Below are 18397 nucleotides of genomic sequence, written 5' to 3' on the forward strand. Positions count from 1 at the left end.
TTGTTAAAAATAAACAGCCCTATTTTGATAAACTTTATCTCTATATCATAAAAATATATGAAAATTAACTTTCATAATGCTCAATATTTTAGCAACTATTTATAACAATAAAAAAAAGAGATATTTATAATATCTCTTTTTTTTATAATTTAAATTTTTCCTAATTATTTCTCAATTAAAACATTTCCTGTCATTTCTGATGGAATAGGTAAGCCCATTAACGTTAATATGGTAGGAGCTATATCTCCTAATTTACCTTGTTTTAAATTGTATTTTTGATTATCTACTACAATTAAAGGGACTAAATTAGTTGTATGTTGAGTATTAGGTGAGCCGTCTTCGTTCTTCATTTTGTCAGAATTTCCGTGATCTGCAATAATCAGAGTTGTATATCCATTTTCTAACGCTGCTTTACAAATATCTCCGGCACATTCATCTACTACTTCCGCCGCTTTAACTGCTGCTTCAAATACTCCGGTATGACCTACCATATCCGCATTGGCAAAATTGAGACATACAAAATCCACTTCTTTTTTTTCTAATTCGGGAATAATAGCATCTCTTATATCATATGCAGCCATTTGTGGTTTTAAATCATATGTTGGCACATCTTTAGGAGATGGGGCTAAAATTCTTTTTTCATTTTCAAATACTTTTTCTTCTCCTCCTGAAAAAAAGAATGTCACATGTGGATACTTTTCGGTTTCGGCAATTCTGATTTGTTTTAAAGCTGCATTTGCTATCACTTCACCGATTGTATTTTTAATCGTATCTTCTTTGAATATGACACGAATGTTTTTGAATGTTTCATCATATTCCGTCATAGTAACGAAATATAAATCCAATTTTTTAATTCCAACTTCCGGGTGGTCATGTTGAGATAAAACATCCACTATTTCTCTCGGTCTGTCGGTACGGAAATTAAAACAGATCACAACATCACCTTCTTGTATTTTGGCTACCGGATTATTATTTTCAGTTACAACGATAGGCATAAGAAACTCATCAGTAATTCCGTCTTCATACGATTGCTGTATAGCTTGTAAAGGATCTTCTGTTTCATTTCCTTCAGCATTTACCATTACATCATATGCTATTTTAACTCTTTCCCAACGTTTGTCTCTATCCATAGCATAGTATCTTCCTACAATAGAAGCTAATTTTGCATTGTTATCTTTGCAAAATTCGATGGTATCTTTTATAAAACCTTTACCACTTTGCGGATCACAATCTCTCCCATCGGTAAAAGCGTGTACAAAAACATTAGGTACATTCGAAGAGTTTGCCGCTTCTACTAGTGCTTTTAAATGGCTTATATGTGAGTGAACACCTCCATTGGATACTAGCCCGATGAAGTGTACCGGTTTATTATTTTGTTTAGCATACTCAAATGCTTTTTTTAATTCTTCTTCATTTCCTAAGGTTCCGTTTTCTACGGCTAAATTTATCTTTGTCAAATTTTGATAAACCACTCTTCCAGCACCTAAATTCATATGCCCTACTTCTGAATTCCCCATTTGTCCTTTAGGTAATCCAACATCCAATCCATAAGTTACTAAAGTGGTATTGGAATATTTTTGAAAACAGCTGTCCATAAAAGGTGTATGAGCATGGTCAATAGCAGATACACTTTTATCTGTGGCTATTCCCCATCCATCCAGAATCATTAAGATTACTTTTTTATTCATAATTTATTATTTTTTTGTAAAATTAATCTATTTTTATGCGTATTTTTAATTTTAAAGTTACTGAATTTTTATGATTTTTGTTGAATATATATCGATAATCCATTCTTTTTTCTAATAAAAAAAGACTTGGCAATCAAGTCTTTTATATATTTAATAATTCATGATCTAGCGTTTATTCAACGGTAACAGATTTTGCTAAATTTCTAGGCTGATCTACATTAACCCCTCGTAATACAGCTATGTAATATGCTAACAATTGTAAAGGTATAACGGATAATAGCGGAGTAAAGCATTCTGAAACATCAGGAATTTCAATGGCTTCGGTTACCATATCTTTAACTACGGTATCGCCTTGGGTAACAATTGCAATTACTTTACCTTTTCTTGAATTAATTTCCTGTATATTACTTACAATCTTTTCATAATACCCTTTTTTAGGTGCAATGACAACAACCGGCATATTTTCATCAATTAATGCTATAGGCCCGTGTTTCATTTCTGCTGCCGGATATCCTTCTGCATGGATATAGGATATTTCTTTTAATTTTAAAGCACCTTCTAAGGCGATAGGATAATTATAACCTCTACCTAAATATAGGAAGTTTCCTGCTCCAACGTATTGCTCAGCTATCTTTTTAATTTGATTTTCAGTATTTTTGATTACTTCTGCTACCCTTTCCGGTATAGTCTCCAATTCTATGATCAGACTGTTGAATCGTTCTTTACTTATGGTACCTTTGTGTTTAGCCAATTTAAGTGCTATCATTGCCAATAGGGCAAGTTGAGCAGTAAATGCTTTGGTGGAAGCAACGCCAATTTCAGGACCTGCATGAGTGTAAGAACCGGCATCAGTTAAACGTGCTATTGAAGAGTCTATAACATTACAAATACCGTAAATAAATGCTCCTTTTTCTTTTGCTAATTTTAATGCAGCAATTGAATCAGCTGTTTCTCCTGATTGAGATATTGCAATAACGATATCTTTATCTGTTATTATCGGGTTTCTGTATCTAAATTCAGAGGCATACTCTACTTCAACCGGTATTCTGGCTAAATCTTCAATAAGATATTCTCCTACTAACCCGGCATGCCAAGAAGTTCCACATGAAATAATTATAATCCTTTCTGCATTTAAAAATTTTTCTTGATAATCCCAAATTCCCGCCATTTGAATTATGTCTTCATTTACTAATAACCTTCCCCGCATAGTATCCATAATAGATCTGGGTTGTTCGTGGATTTCTTTTAGCATGAAATGTTCATAACCTCCTTTTTCAATTTTTTCTAAACTCGTTTTTAATTCATGAATTTGAGGATTTACTTTTGAGTTATCTTTTATTTTATAAACATCTACTCCTTTTAGAGTTATAGTCGCCATTTCTCCGTCTTCAAGATAAACAACTTCATTGGTAAACTCAATGAAAGGAGAAGCATCTGAAGCTATAAAGTATTCATTTTCACCTATACCAATTGCTAAAGGGCTACTTAATCTTGCTACTACAATTTCTTGCGGTTGGTCTACTTCCATAACTGCTATGGAATAAGCACCTACAACTTCATTTAAAGCATATCTGACAGCTGTTGATAAATCTACAATTTGTGTCTCTTGCATATACTGTATCAAGTTCACTAATACTTCAGTATCGGTTTCACTTTTAAAAGTATATCCTTTAGAGGTCAGCATTATTTTTAAAGTTCCATAATTCTCAATAATACCGTTGTGAATAATTGCTAATTTTCCATTATTTGATATATGAGGATGTGCATTTATATCACTAGGAACCCCATGAGTGGCCCATCTTGTATGTCCTATTCCTACGGTTGCTTCAGAATTTAAATCTTTACATTTAGCTATTAAATCGGATACTGAACCTTTTGTTTTTCTTAATTCAAAGGCTCCGTTTTCATTTAAAACTATGCCCGCACTATCATAACCTCTATATTCTAACCTTTTTAAACCGTTTAATATTATGGGTAAGGCTTTTTTATTTCCAATATATCCAGTTATTCCACACATAATTTAATGTTTTTTAGATTTTTTTATATTAAATATAAATTTAATTTTTAGTATACAATATTTCTAATCTTAACTTCTTATCTCCAGAATTTTTATTACCATAAAAAGTTAATCGGAAAGGTTCATAAGCTCTTGTCGTCTTTGAATATCCTAAATATTCATTACTGTTGGTAGAACGGGTTATAAAATTACCCATTTCTACAAGTATTTCATCATTAGGTTTATTTTTTTCTACAATATCTTTGATTTGTTTGGTAACGTTAAGTGTATAATATTGGGGATTAGTTTCAAAATCGTACTTTGGATTAAAGAAATAACCCGCTAAACCGGAGTAAAAAGTTAAATCAGGCAAAAACTTCTTTTGTGTATAATTATATCCGTATATATAATCAGGTTTTGACTGTACGTTTTCTGTAAGGTGAAATTTCAATTTTGCTCCCGTAATAGCCCAATTGTGATTTTGTACCGAATCTTTTATTGCTTCTAATTGTGAATCATCTAATTTAAGATGAATGGAAGGCCCTCCCATACCTTGTAAAAATAAAATGGATTCACCTAACAGCTTATCCGGATTCTGCATTTGCTGCTTAAATTGAGAACTGGCAGTATTACGATTATAAAAGTTATATTCTCCAACCATCGAATTATAAGCCGAATTCATGGTAAATGAATAAGTTGCTGGTGTAAAATTATCTGATGATTGATCTTTATATCTATAATAAGCAATTAAGGTCATTTTGCTTACCGGGAAATTAAACATAAATTTTGAATTTTCATCGACCGGTTGTATTTTAATTCCTTTAAAATACTGAATAAATCGTGAATTATCACTAATATCTGCGCTTCCTTTTTTACTGAAAAAATATTGGTAGAAATAATCGGGATCTAATTTTATTCTATATCCGGCAGCAGTAGGTTCTGAAATAACTTTTCCATCACTTGTTTTTACCGATATACTGGTCAGTGAATCCCCTAATAGTGCAGTTCCTAATTTATCGCCAACATCAACTGTTTTATTGGAATAAAACTTAGAGGAGGTTGATTCCAAAAATGTATTAATCCTATTTACATTAACTTCCATGGAATTACCTGCTTTACCTAAATAGGAAGCTAATGTATATTTTTTAACGTATTTTATCGTATCGACACCACTGGTACTTCCGGGATTTAAAATGATTTTCTTTTCTTTGTAAGAAGAGGAATTGAATGCCGGATTAAGGCTTAATACAACAGAATCGACTTGCTGAATAGTACCTCTGATTTCATCGGCTGTACTTAATCTTACTTGAATATTAAAAGAGGCTTTTGATTTCCCAAATGTATTATCTTCATAAATACCGATTAATCCACTTCCTAGAGTGTTATAATCTGCTCGAATAGTATCGTTGTTAGAAATATTATACGCAACCAGATCAACAAATGTTTTATTTCCTTCTAATTTATCAGGTATTAGGTTAGCTCCAATATCTGTTGTATCGTTTTCACAACTTAATAAAAAAAAGGTTGGAAGTAAAGTTAGAGCTAATAACTTTACTTGAGACTTAAATATTTTCATAGTTGTTTTACTCTTGGATATTTATTTCGCTGGTGACGTGATAAATTTCTTTGACATCTTCATTTTGAATAAAATCAAATTTAGGATTGCTTGATTGTTTAAACATGTCTTCCAATTCGTCAATTAAAACTTCTTCGCCTTTTACAATAGTGTCGGATCCTTTCATGGCTTCCTTGATAATACTTACGTATTTGTTATCAGTTAAGTAATTTAATTTACTTGTATCTATATTATCAAATTCCAAAATATCTTTAAGATTATTGCTGAAAATCCCGTTACTTCCTTGGTTATAAACCGATGTGATCACTTTTATATCACTGAAGAATGCATCATTAGCATAATTAGTTTTCAAATAAATTGGTAAAAAGCTGGCCATCCATCCATGTAAATGAATGATATCGGGTATCCAATTTAATTTTTTTATTGTTTCTAAAACACCTTTGGTAAAGAAAACAGCCCTTTCATCATTATCTTCAAACCATTCATTTGCTTCATCTTTATAGGGAGATTTTCTTTTGAAATATTCATGATTTTCAATGAAATAAACTTGCATCCTTTCTCCCGGAAGAGAAGCAACTTTAATAACCAATGGCTGATCTAGGTCATTTATAATCAAATTCATACCTGATAGCCTGATTACCTCGTGAAGCTGAAATCTTCTTTCATTTATTTGCCCGAATCTAGGCATAAAGATTCTAACATCATTTCCTTGTGCAAACATTTGTTTGGCTAAATTGTAAACTCCTGATGAAATCGGATTTTCGTCAAAGTATGGTACTAATTCTGAAGTAACGTGAAGTATTCTTTTTGAACTCATTATAAATTGAAGGCTGATTATAATTTAACAAAGTTACAAAAAATTAATCAAACTGTAGTAAGTTTGCATTTTAAACCATGACATTCGTCATTTAAATCTAAAGTATGTTATTATTAAAAACCAGAAATGAATTATTTGATTTCATTCAATATATCCACGCTAAAAAATTAACTTTAGGATTTGTTCCTACTATGGGTGCACTTCACGAAGGCCACCTTTCTCTTTTTAAAAAAGCTATTGAAGATAATCAATATACTATAGGCAGCATTTTTGTAAATCCTACGCAATTTAATAATCAAGCGGATTTGATTAAATACCCTCGCACGGAAGAAGCAGACATTGCAAAATTGGAAAGTGTCGGTTGCGACGCATTATACTTACCAAGCGTTGAAGATTTATACCCAAATGGGTTGGAATGTGAATCAATAGATATGAACGGATTGGATGTTGTTATGGAAGGAGCTTTTCGCCCGGGTCATTTTCAAGGTATGGCAACGGTTGTAAAGCGTTTGTTATTACAAGTTCAGCCTACCAGAGCCTATTTTGGTGAAAAGGATTTTCAACAGTTACAAATTATTCGCCAAATGGTCAAAACCTCACAATTGCCTGTCGAGATTTTAGGAATGCCAATCATACGTGAATCCAACGGTTTAGCTATGAGTTCACGTAATATGAGGCTTACTGAGGAATTTAAGAAAAAATCATTATTTATATATCAATCATTACTTAAAGCTAAAGAATTATCTTCCCATTATGCTCCTGAAAATGTGATTTGCAAAATTGAAAAATTGTATCTCAATTCAGATTTAAAGTTGGAATATTTTACTATAACTGAAGAAGAATCACTACAAACGGCTCAGTTTTTTGATCCCTCTAAACACTATAGGGCTTTTATAGCAGTCTATGCCGGAGACATCCGTTTGATTGATAACATTCAAATAAGATAAAGCTTAATATAAATTATATCATTACAGACCATTAAAAAACTATTACATTATTTATTTTTAAATTATAAATACTTAATCTTTACTTAAATAATATTTATCTTATAACCTTAACTATTTATTTAAATTATAATATATTAAATATAGATTTATTATATTTATGTTTAATTATTACAGTTTTTCAACTATTTATATTTTAACTATTTTTAAGTTTTTTGATTTTGGAGATTATACGATTAATTATTATTTTGGTCTGAATAATACATTGAATACATGAATAAAAAATTAAAAAATATTCTTACAGTTTGTATATCTGTTATAATTGCCGGTGGACTAATGTTTTTAGTTTCTAAAAGCTTAGGTGGTGATTTTATAGAAAAAACCATATCAACTGCAAAAAAAGCAAACTATTTTTGGATAAGCATGGCTGCTATCTTCGGTTTAGGGGCTTATTGGATCAGAGCTGTCCGATGGAATTTACTTTTAGAACCCATGGGCTATAAAATTAAAAATTCGAATGCTTTATGGGCTCTTTCATTTGGGTATTTTTTAAACTTAGGAATTCCAAGAATGGGAGAAATAGGAAGAGCAACTGCTTTACAAACCGTAGAAAAAGTACCTTTTACCAATTCTTTTGGTACTATCGTTACTGAAAGAATTATCGACTTATTTTTTATGCTATTTTTTATTCTTTTAGCTTTAGTTTTTAATTATTCAACATTACTGTCTTTTTTTGAATTACTAAGTAAGAATAAAACGAATAATCCTGATGAAAAAAATTACACGCTTTATATTTCTATACTTGTCGTAATTTTATTATGCTGTATTCTAATGTATGTATTCAGAAAAAAATTGCTTCATTTATCAATTATTAAAAAAATAGTATTTTTCATAAAAGGAATTATTGACGGTTTAGTTTCAGTTTTTAAATTAAAACAAAGAGTGAAGTTTATTTTATTATCCTTCGGAATATGGATATGTTATTTTTTTGCTTCTTATCTTGTAGTTTTTGCCTTGCCAGAAACTTCTTCTCTTCCTATCCAAACAGGCTTTTATATTTTAGCCGTAGGTACTTTAGGCATGTTAGTACCTGCATCGGGAGGCATAGGTGCTTTTCACCTTGCAATGATGATCGGGTTTTCGGCTTTACATTTACAATCCGGAAAATCTCTAGATGAAGGTAAAGATATTGGCTATTCTTATGCAATACTTGCTCACAGTTTACAAATGGTTTTAATGATTATAATGGGAATCATTTCAATAATTATGCTCACAAGGAATAAAGAAAAAACAATAATTTAAAATTAAAAAAGTGATAAACTTTTTAATTATAACAAATTAGTTATATTTTATAAAAAATAAAAAAGCTGTTCGTTTTGAACAGCTTTTATTTTGATTTATATAGAATACTATAGATTCTAAATTAATTTCGAAAACTTTATGAGTATTAGTTTTCTGATTCGTCATCTGCAGAAGCAGCCTTAACATTTCTAGATGTTTTCACAGCTGCAATTACAGTATTAGCCGGATGCAATATTTGGTAATCTTTTAATTCAACTTTAGATACTTCAAATTTATTACCAACATCTAAAGAAGTTACATCTATAACAATTTCATCCGGTAAATTTGCTGGAAGGGCTTTAACTCTAAGTTTTCTTAAGTTAACACGTAATACACCTCCTCTAACAACTCCTTTTGCTCTACCGGTTATTACCACAGGTACTTCCATAGTAACATATTTTTCCGGATTTATTTGATAAAAATCAGCATGGATTATCTTATCTGTTACCGGATGAAATTGTAGATCTTGCAAAATAGCATCTATTTTTTCTCCATCTATTTCCAAAGTAACTGTGTGTGCTTCAGGAGTATAAACTAAATCAGTAAAGCTTCTTTCTTTAGTAGAAAAATGGATTACATTTTTTTCTCCATAAACAACACAAGGAACTTTTTCAGCATTACGTAAGGCTTTTGAAGAATTTTTACCTACGCTTTCTCTTTTTTCTCCTTGAATTGTAATTGATTTCATATAATATTTACATTATAAATTTTTTACTTATTGATTCTCTGTTATGTACCAAGTTCATCACTTCTCCAAACAAAGGGGCGCAAGATAACACTTTTATTTTACTTACCAAAGTATTTTTTAAAGGAATTGAATCAGTTACAATCACTTCCTCCAATTTAGAATCGTTGATCCTGTCATAAGCAGCACCTGAAAAAATAGCATGTGTTGCCATAGCTCGTACACTGGTTGCTCCTGCATCCATTAATATATCAGCCGCTTTAGTTAAAGTCCCTGCAGTATCAATCATATCGTCTACTAAAATCACATTCCTTCCTCTAACATCTCCGATTAAAGTCATAAAATCGACATTATTGGCTTTTTTTCTTTCCTTATAACAAATAACCACATCAGCATCTAAATATCCCGCATAGGTTCTTGCTCTTTTTGCTCCTCCCATATCCGGAGATGCAATAGTTAAGTTGTCTAGATTTAGTGATTTTACATAATTAATAAATATTGCAGACGCAAATAGATGATCAACCGGAATTTCGAAAAATCCTTGAATTTGATCAGCATGTAAATCCATAGTCATAACACGCGTTGCACCGGCAGCAGTCAATAAATTGGCTACCAATTTTGCTCCAATCGGAACACGAGGTTTATCTTTTCTATCTTGACGCGCTAAACCAAAATAGGGAATTACAGCTGTTATCTTATCTGCAGATGCTCTTTTGGCTGCATCTATCATTAACAACATTTCCATCAAATTATCTGCCGGTGGAAATGTTGACCCTATAATAAAGACTCTGGAACCTCTTACCGATTCTTCTAAACAGGGTTGGTATTCACCATCACTAAAATCAAAGAAACTCATTTTCCCTAGGGGCATTCCATAACTTTGTGATATTTTTTCTGCTAAAGAAACACTTTCTCTAGTCGAGAAAATATGGACTGGTTGAATCATTTATATGTGTTAAAAATATTTTCTGAAAACGAGTACTGCAAATTTATGATTTTTTTAATCATACCATAATAAAACTGAACAAAATTTGTTCAGTTTTATTAAATATTTGCTTTATCTTTAAGGAAACTTAACTGCTTGATATAGATTAGGATTAACGGAAGGAAGATTCGATTTAAATTTAAAGTTTATACTTTTAATAAATTCATTAGCTATAATGGCATACCCTCTTCCGGTTGGATGTATACCATCTAATGAAAAAAATCCTCCTGTTATAAATTCATTGGTATAACTTACTCCGTTGTAAAGAATACCTTCTTTTGTTTTTAAATTTTTAATTAGTGAATTTGTATCTGTGATTGCCAGATTATACTGTTTTGCTACAGTTTCAATGCTCTCATTAAATGCTTGAGTTGCATCTTTGATGGTTAGAATCTCCTTATCGGTCAAAACATATTGATCCTCTATAGGTTTTGAAGTTCCTCCTCCCGTTTTTAAAATGGAAGATACCGACAATAGAAATAAATCTTTTGAGGTAGACATCCTTATAGAAGGAAGTCCCATCGCATCTAAATTTGTTAAATTCTTATCTATTATTACTCCTCCATTAGCTTTATCTTCCGTAAAAACAATTTTTCTACTTGCGGCTTCTTCTTCTGTAATTATATTTTTTGCTTTTGCTTGATCCAAACCGGAATTATACTTTTGATAGGAAGCATTTAAATTTTTTATTTGCTGCGGTGTAAATTGATTGGCTTTAAAAGGTAAGGACGAAACTTTATTGAAAAAAGGAAAATCGGTAACGTCCGGAATTGTAGCTACCACTCCTTTTGCCGAATTTGAGGTAAGTGTTTGTACCAATGTACTATAAGCATTCTGAAAAGTTGAAATATCTGTAATCACAGCCGATCCATCTCCTCCGGAAGTGGCATAGCTTAAAATATCATTAATTCCAATCCATAAAGAAAAAAAGGTAGGATCTTGTTCCATTACATCTTCTACCACCGTTGCATTGGGCTTAGAAGCAAATCGTACAAAATAAGGATTGGATTTTTTGGAAGCTAAATGAGTCGGATTTCCATATCCCGCTGTAAGCAAATGAAATGATTTAGCTCCAGGAATACCCATATTTTGATATCCATCTTTTGAATATATATTTGCCAGTGTAGTTGTTCCTACACCCTTACTGGTAACCGGAGTAAGAGAACCCTCGGCTACTACCAATATTTTTTTATTATCTACTTTCGCACTCGGAATTCCTCCTAATTCATCTGCCATAAAAGGAATATTAAATTTTTGACAGCCTGAACGCTTCATTTGCTCGGCAATCATTAACGGAAAGGATTCCTTTTGTCCTGATATATACAGTGCATTATCTCTAAAACCTGCAGTAAACGAATCTCCTAAGGCTATATATTTAGAAAAATTTGCATCTCCCGAACTAAATACCGTATGTATATCTTCATTAAAGTCATTATTGCATGAAAGGAAAAAAATAAACATTCCTAACCAAAGCATTAGTATATTCTTACTCATTTCTAATATTTTAAAAAGTATTCCAAGCTAATCCCAGCCCGAACATAAAGCTATGCATCTTCACATCTCCTTTGAAATTATAAAATTTATTTACTACTTTTCTTGAATTACCAACATAATACATCCCTGTCATATCAAGCATTAATTTATCTTTTAAGAATTTATAACCAATACCTCCTGTTATGGCATTATTATCTGTACTTGGCATTTCCGGACTCCAATAGTCTTTACTGATCGGTGAAGGATCGTAGTAGTATCCTAAACGAACATCCAACTTATCAGATACGGAATATTCTGAACCCACTCTAAATGTATGAGTGTTATGTAAATTTTTAGGCGATGTGGATATCGTTGGATCGTTGGGATCATTGCCTACCTTATTTTGATTGAAATCAATTGTCAAAGCTTTGTATTTATTCCATCCCGAAATATTCAAATCGGTGGAAATCGTCCATTGAGGCAAAAGCCTATAGGTTAATCCCAGCGTGATTTCAGAGGTAAGGGGTAACTTTGCATTAAATCGGTCATTTTCCGTAGGAAATGACTCACTTCCCACTAATGATTTTGGAAGGTAGAACCGGGCTTTTCCGTTGACCGCATGAATATCGATATTGGAACGATAGGCTATACTGACATCCAAATTTTTAATCGGTCTGATATACATACCTACATTATACCCATTACCGGTTGCATTTTTATCAACCAGTTTCATTCTCCCGTCTATTGAAGATATAGCTTTTTGCAGATTAACGCTTCCTAAAGCATATATATATCCGGCACCCACGCTAAACCAATCATTTAGACGATAAGCTACTGTTGGTTGAAAGAAATACGACCGGATAGTTATTTTAGTAATTAAATCTTTACCTTCCCAATTTTGTCCCCAATCGACGCTGCTGCCGAAAGGAGTAGTAAAGCTAAAAGCAACGGATAGTTTATCAGTGGCTTTGTAGGCAATATTAAACAGAGAAGGCGTACTTACCGGATTATCTGTTTTTGTTTTATATAAAGTAGGTTTATTTTGAAAATCAGCTTTTCCCATTATTATGAAAGTTCCCGCTGCAATGCTTAATTTTGAGGGTATAAATGATATACCTGCCGGATTGAAGAAAGCAACACTTGCATCTCTGGTGTGGGCACTGGTATGTGCCATAGCTGCTTGTCTCGCTCCTTGAAGTGAAACTCTAAACCCTCCTCCTTGCATTATAATAGATGTCATAATAAAGAACATAAATACTGCTTTTCTCATCATTATAAATGTCATAGTGTAGCAAAACTATAGGATTTTTACGAAATTAATAAATTTCTATACGTTCAATTTTTGATTTGATAACATACCTTAAGTTTTTATTTTATCCCTATTACACAAATCTTTTGGTATCTAGTCTATTAAATAATTTTTGATTTTATTTAGATTAAATACAAATAATTCATATATTTGCTTGAGAATATTAAAAAGGTGTTTAGTTATAAAATCATGCTTACCCATAAATCCCTTTCATTTTTAAAACCAGCACAACAAGCAAAAGTTATAGGATTTTCTGAAGAAGATATACCCACAAAGATTTTAGAAATGGGAATAGTTCCCGGTGTTTTTGTTAAATTAAAACGTCAAGCTCCTTGGAACGGTCCTCTTTTTATTGAATACGGTAAAGAGAAAAGCACGGTAATGTTGCGTAAGGAAGAAGCAGATTGTATATTGATTGAAATGCAATAGAAAAAAACAATGAGTATTAAAACTATTGCTCTCATAGGAAATCCAAATGCCGGAAAAACAACACTTTTTAATCAACTAAGCGGATTACATCAAAAAACCGGAAATTATCCGGGTATTACCGTTGAAAAAAAAGAAGGTAAATTTACCTATAAAGATACTGACTATAGGCTAATTGACCTTCCCGGGATATACAGTCTTTGTCCTTCTTCAGCTGATGAAGAGGTGGTATTAACAATTCTTGCCAATCCTGATAATTTTCACTATCCTGATATTATTATAGTAGTAGCCGATGTGCATAATATGAAAAGAAGTTTATTTCTGTATGAACAAATCAAAGATTTAAAAATTCCTACTATTTTAGTTATTAATCAGATTGACAATATTGAAAAAGAAGGAATTCTAATTCGAGACAAAAATTTAGCCGATAATTTTTCTACTCCTGTTGTGCTTGTTAGTTCCAGAAAAGGTAAAGGTATTGATGAATTAAAAGAAATTATAAATAATGGTTTTGTCAATGAATCGTTCGAAACTTTTCAATATCCTAAAGAATTTGAAAAACCGGTAAGAGAATTATCCAATAAATTTGAAATTGATGATTATCTCGCTTGGCTTTTCTTGGCTCAAACAAAAACGAACAACATCCCGAGTGCGTATCGTGAAAATGTATCGGAAATTATAAATAAGTATAAGTTGATTCCTAAAAGGCTTCAACTTAAAGAAACTATTTTAAGGCATCGCCAAATTGATGATCTTGTAGAAAAAGTTGTCTATAAAGACCCAAACTATCAGTCTTTCACGAACAAATTCGATAAAATTGCAACACATCATTTTTGGGGATATTTTTTATTTTTTTCAATCCTATTTTTAATTTTTCAAGCTTTATTTTTTTTGTCAGGTTATCCTCAAGATTGGATTGAAACTCTTTTTTCCAATACTAGTGAAATTCTCGAAGCTTATTTACCGAACGGACCACTATCGGAGCTCATTACGCAAGGTATAATTCCCGGAATTAGTGGAGTTGCTGTATTTGTCCCTCAAATTGCAATTTTATTTTTCTTTCTGTTGATTATGGAAGAAAGCGGTTATATGGCTAGAGTTGTATTTTTGATGGATCGATGGTTCCGACCTGTTGGACTAAACGGGAAAAGTGTTGTTCCTTTATTATCCGGTGCCGCTTGTGCTATTCCTGCAATAATGTCGGCACGAAATATTGAAAATTCAAAGGAACGATTAATTACAATTTTGGTTACACCATTTATAACTTGCTCGGCTCGCCTTCCGGTATATTCCATCATCATCGCTTTAGTAATTCCTAAAGGAAATGGAATCTTTAATTTACAGGGCATTGTTATGATGATTATGTACTTATTGGGAGTCATAATGGTTTTTATAAGTGCATCCATTGCCAGCAAATTAATAAAATCTAACTATAAAAGCTATCTTATTTTGGATATGCCGAATTATAAAGTTCCTTTTTGGAGAAATGTATTTTACGGTTTATTTGAAAAATCATTAAGCTTTATAGCTAATGCCGGTAAAATCATCGTTGCTGTCAGTGTCATACTTTGGGCCTTAGGAAAATTTGGAAAGATAGACGAAAATGGTAAAACAAATTATCTGGCAGATGTTCCTTTAGAAAATTCTTATTTAGGAAATTTCGGAAAAGTAATTGAACCGGTTTTTAAACCTTTAGGGTATGACTGGAAAATTGATATTGGTATTCTTTCTTCATTTGCTGCCAGAGAGGTTTTTGTCGGAACCATTGCTTCCATATACAGTTTGGAAGATGATGGCAGTGAAAATCTTAAATTAAAAGAATTAATGAGAAAGGATCTAAACCATAATACGATGAAGCCTACATTTAATTTAGCGACAGGTATTTCCATTTTATTATTTTATGCTTTTGCCATGCAATGCGTCAGTACTTTGGCTGTTGTTAGAAAAGAAACAAATTCGTGGAGATGGCCGGCCATCCAATTATTTTTTATGACGGGCATAGCCTATTTAGTCGCTTTACTTGCTTATCAGCTCTTAAAATAAATTTTAAATATTTTTTACGAACTTTCTACAACTTAATCATTATAATATAACTCAATTAAATCCAAAATTTAGGATATTTTCTTTTTTTGCTCAGATTGTTGAATAGTAATGCAATAATCACCAAGACGATTGCTCCCGATAAAACCGGATTAATTAAAAAGTCCCACTTTACTCCTCCGGTAATAATAATAAGCGGATCTGCACCTGCCGGCGGATGGGTAGTCTTTGTTATTTGCATAACAAATATAGCTAATCCAACTCCCAGTGATAGGGAATACCATTCATTTTTTAGTACCACCGATACAATTAAACCCATAATTGAAGATAAAATATGTCCACCAATAATATTTCTAGGTTGAGACAATGGACTTTCAGGTACACCAAATGCCAATACACAGGTTGCGCCGAATGGTGCCATAATAAAAGGAATTGAGGTTGATTTTGTTAATAAGGCTATACACATAATTGCTAAACACCCTCCAATTCCCGATAAAATTGAAAAATTAAAATCAACTTTAAGAGGACTTCGTTCTCTACTTATAAATTTTGATAGATATTTTTTACTATTCATTTCATTAAATTTTTGACGTTATTTTTAGTTTTCTCTATAAGATTCTGTGTTCTATATACTTGACTATCGATCAAACATGCTTCAAAAAACATATAAATAATGAAGGCGTCGTTTTCCTCTCTTATTATATCAATAAAAAAATTCTGCAATTCTGTTTTATGTTTTTGTATCACACTTAAAATGCGAACATTATCCGGTTGTATTTCTGACAGCATGTTCAGAAAGCAACAACCACGAAAATTTTCTTTTTCATTCATTTGTTCTATATAATCAAAAGCTGATAGTACTTTTCCTTTCGGGGTTGTTTTTTCTTCAGTAAAATGTTTTAATCCTTCAAACCAGGTTTTATGACGAACTTCTAAATATTCCAGAGCTAAATTTTCTTTTGATCTAAAATGTTGATAAAAACTGGCTTTTGCAACCTTGGCTTTTTCAATGATTTCATTGATTCCTGTAGCATTGTATCCTTGCTGATGAAATAATTGTGATGCTACGTACACTATTCTTTCTCTGGGGGGCTTATTTTTTAATTCCATTCAACAAAGATAAAATAAATTTTCAAATATAGACATACTTGTCTGTATATTTTTGTTAAATATATTAATACCAAAGTTTACTCTCTTTTATAAAATATATAAACCAGCATAATAATAACGTATTTAGTTACTCTGCTTTATTACTCCTATACCAAATAGATATGTAATCCAATAAATTAATTATAATTATTAATTCATCCAGCAATATCTATATAGAAGCTCAAATATTTATCTTAATTAGAAATTGTGCTTTAATACTACTACTAAAACAGCATTAATATGATTTATAATAAAAACCATTAGCATAAAATATTATATTTTGTAAATTAGCGCATATTTAATAATTTAAGATGATATTTAAAAAAATTAACTCTGTAAAAAATGCCTACAAATCTCCTCTGCTCATTAAAGGATTATATGATTATTGTACTACTTTAAATCCTGATAATGAAATTATTTACAAAGATATTTCCAGATATAATTATCGAGAATTCAAAAAACGAGTTCAACGATATGCCAATATGTTAAGAAATCTTGGGATAGACGGAGGCGAAACCATTGCCGTAATGGATTATGACAGTCATCGATATCTCGAATCTTATTTTGCTATTCCTATGACCGGAAATGTTCTTCATATGATTAATTGGAGATTGTCAGCTGAACAAATTCATTATACTATTAATCATGCTGAAGATTTAGTTATCATTGCTCACGCAGATTTTCTTCCTATTTTGGAAAAATTTGCAGGAGATATGCCCTCTTTAAAATATTTAATCATTTGTAGAGATGATGATGCTATAATAACTTCTGAAAATTTAAGTATTACCGGAGAATACGAACAATTGATGGCTGAAGCTTCTGATTCATATGAATTCGAAGAATTTGATGAAGATGCGGTTGCCACAACATTTTATACTACAGGTACAACGGGCAATCCTAAAGGCGTATATTTTACCCATAGACAATTGGTGCTTCATACCTACAATACGGCAGCAAGTTTTGGATTTTCCGGTTCAATTGCATGTCGTTTAAATTCCAATGATGTGTATTTACCCTTAACACCGATGTTTCATGTTCATGCATGGGGATTTCCTTATCTTGCAACCACCTTTTCATTAAAGCAAATATATCCCGGAAAATTTAATTTAACCGGATTTATTGATATTTTCACAAAAGAAAAACCAACATTCTCTCATTGTGTACCTACTATTTTGCAAATGATTTTAGAGAGCAATGAAACTAAAAATATTGATTTCAACGGATGGAAAGTTATTATAGGTGGAGCTTCTTTAACCAAAAAGTTAGCAAAAAATGCCCTTGAAAAAAATATTGATATTATGTCAGGATACGGGATGTCCGAAACTTGTCCAATTATAACATTAACTCACATAGACCCTAAATATAAAAATTTAGATATAGATGAACAATCTGAAATGAGAATCAGAACCGGAACTCCTGTTCTGTTTACAACCGTAAAAATTATCAATGAACAAGGAAACCATATCCAAAATAATGATCTTGAACAAGGGGAAATCATTATTCGAGCGCCTTGGCTTACTCAAGGTTATTTTAAAGACGAAGAAAGAGGAAACGAATTATGGAATGAACAATATTTACATACAGGAGACGTAGCTACCATAAATTCCAATAATTCTATAAATATTACAGATAGAATAAAAGATATTATCAAAAGTGGAGGTGAGTGGATTTCTTCTGTTCAATTAGAAAATATTATTACTGGACATGAATCTGTGGCTGAAACCGCCGTAATTGGAATTCCGGATGAAAAATGGAGTGAAAAGCCTTGTGCATTTATCGTTTTAAAACCGAATATGACGTTAACTCATGATGAATTAAAAGATTATTTGAAACAATATACGGAATCCGGAATATTGAGTAAATGGGCTATACCTCAAAATATAAAATTTGTTTCAGAAATCCCCAAAACCAGTGTGGGAAAATTAAATAAAAAACTAATCAGACAACAATTTGTAGAAAATTTATAAG

The 18397-nt window shown here is 31.6% G+C and carries 15 protein-coding genes; 5 read left to right on the plus strand and 10 right to left on the minus strand.

Annotation, left to right across the window (positions count from 1 at the left end; all coding sequences use genetic code 11):
- Window positions 1-164 precede the first annotated feature (164 nt).
- The 4 genes from gpmI to GFV01_RS09300 form a co-directional block, all read right to left on the minus strand.
- On the minus strand, window positions 165-1688 hold the full coding sequence (gene gpmI / locus GFV01_RS09285) for a 2,3-bisphosphoglycerate-independent phosphoglycerate mutase (protein ID WP_160566867.1): 1524 nt from the start codon (window positions 1686-1688) through the stop codon (window positions 165-167).
- A gap of 172 nt (window positions 1689-1860) precedes the next feature.
- Entirely contained in the window at window positions 1861-3705 is a 1845-nt protein-coding gene (glmS, locus tag GFV01_RS09290; protein WP_160566870.1) for a glutamine--fructose-6-phosphate transaminase (isomerizing), read from the minus strand.
- Between the two features lie 40 nt (window positions 3706-3745).
- Window positions 3746-5260: a DUF4270 family protein gene (locus tag GFV01_RS09295; protein ID WP_160566873.1), complete on the minus strand. Its 1515-nt coding sequence runs from the start codon at window positions 5258-5260 to the stop codon at window positions 3746-3748.
- A 7-nt stretch (window positions 5261-5267) separates the two neighbouring features.
- Window positions 5268-6077: a glycogen/starch synthase gene (locus tag GFV01_RS09300; RefSeq protein ID WP_160566876.1), complete on the minus strand. Its 810-nt coding sequence runs from the start codon at window positions 6075-6077 to the stop codon at window positions 5268-5270.
- A 104-nt stretch (window positions 6078-6181) separates the two neighbouring features.
- Here GFV01_RS09300 and panC point away from each other — a divergent pair, with 104 nt between their 5' ends.
- Window positions 6182-7024 (plus strand): pantoate--beta-alanine ligase, encoded by an 843-nt coding sequence (gene panC / locus GFV01_RS09305; RefSeq protein WP_160566879.1) that lies wholly within the window; start codon window positions 6182-6184, stop codon window positions 7022-7024.
- Window positions 7025-7294: 270 nt separating this feature from the next.
- Complete coding sequence (locus GFV01_RS09310) at window positions 7295-8323, plus strand: lysylphosphatidylglycerol synthase transmembrane domain-containing protein (RefSeq protein ID WP_160566881.1); 1029 nt, start codon at window positions 7295-7297, stop codon at window positions 8321-8323.
- A gap of 145 nt (window positions 8324-8468) precedes the next feature.
- Here GFV01_RS09310 and GFV01_RS09315 read toward each other — a convergent pair whose 3' ends face one another.
- From GFV01_RS09315 to GFV01_RS09330, 4 genes are all read right to left on the minus strand, one after another.
- On the minus strand, window positions 8469-9050 hold the full coding sequence (locus GFV01_RS09315) for a 50S ribosomal protein L25/general stress protein Ctc (protein WP_105296945.1): 582 nt from the start codon (window positions 9048-9050) through the stop codon (window positions 8469-8471).
- A 7-nt stretch (window positions 9051-9057) separates the two neighbouring features.
- Window positions 9058-9993 (minus strand): ribose-phosphate pyrophosphokinase, encoded by a 936-nt coding sequence (locus GFV01_RS09320; RefSeq protein ID WP_105296944.1) that lies wholly within the window; start codon window positions 9991-9993, stop codon window positions 9058-9060.
- Between the two features lie 117 nt (window positions 9994-10110).
- Complete coding sequence (locus GFV01_RS09325) at window positions 10111-11526, minus strand: SGNH/GDSL hydrolase family protein (protein ID WP_160566884.1); 1416 nt, start codon at window positions 11524-11526, stop codon at window positions 10111-10113.
- Window positions 11527-11536: 10 nt separating this feature from the next.
- The gene (locus GFV01_RS09330; protein WP_255448975.1) at window positions 11537-12745 is read right to left on the minus strand and encodes an OmpP1/FadL family transporter; all 1209 of its coding nucleotides are present in this window, start codon (window positions 12743-12745) and stop codon (window positions 11537-11539) included.
- Window positions 12746-13003: 258 nt separating this feature from the next.
- Here GFV01_RS09330 and GFV01_RS09335 point away from each other — a divergent pair, with 258 nt between their 5' ends.
- Entirely contained in the window at window positions 13004-13243 is a 240-nt protein-coding gene (locus GFV01_RS09335; protein ID WP_105296941.1) for a FeoA family protein, read from the plus strand.
- A gap of 9 nt (window positions 13244-13252) precedes the next feature.
- Window positions 13253-15283, plus strand: coding sequence for a ferrous iron transport protein B (gene feoB / locus GFV01_RS09340; protein ID WP_160566890.1), 2031 nt, complete (start codon window positions 13253-13255; stop codon window positions 15281-15283).
- A 55-nt stretch (window positions 15284-15338) separates the two neighbouring features.
- Here feoB and GFV01_RS09345 read toward each other — a convergent pair whose 3' ends face one another.
- Together GFV01_RS09345 and GFV01_RS09350 are read right to left on the minus strand one after the other, a co-directional pair.
- On the minus strand, window positions 15339-15854 hold the full coding sequence (locus GFV01_RS09345; RefSeq protein WP_160566893.1) for an HPP family protein: 516 nt from the start codon (window positions 15852-15854) through the stop codon (window positions 15339-15341).
- Window positions 15851-16390 (minus strand): TetR/AcrR family transcriptional regulator, encoded by a 540-nt coding sequence (locus GFV01_RS09350; protein ID WP_160566896.1) that lies wholly within the window; start codon window positions 16388-16390, stop codon window positions 15851-15853. Before GFV01_RS09350 ends, GFV01_RS09345 begins: the two co-directional genes overlap by 4 nt.
- Before the next feature lie 350 nt (window positions 16391-16740).
- Here GFV01_RS09350 and GFV01_RS09355 point away from each other — a divergent pair, with 350 nt between their 5' ends.
- On the plus strand, window positions 16741-18396 hold the full coding sequence (locus tag GFV01_RS09355) for a fatty acid--CoA ligase (protein ID WP_160566899.1): 1656 nt from the start codon (window positions 16741-16743) through the stop codon (window positions 18394-18396).
- Window position 18397 lies beyond the last annotated feature (1 nt).

It is taken from the genome of Apibacter sp. B2912, from assembly GCF_009827835.1.
Taxonomy (GTDB): Bacteria; Bacteroidota; Bacteroidia; order Flavobacteriales; family Weeksellaceae; genus Apibacter.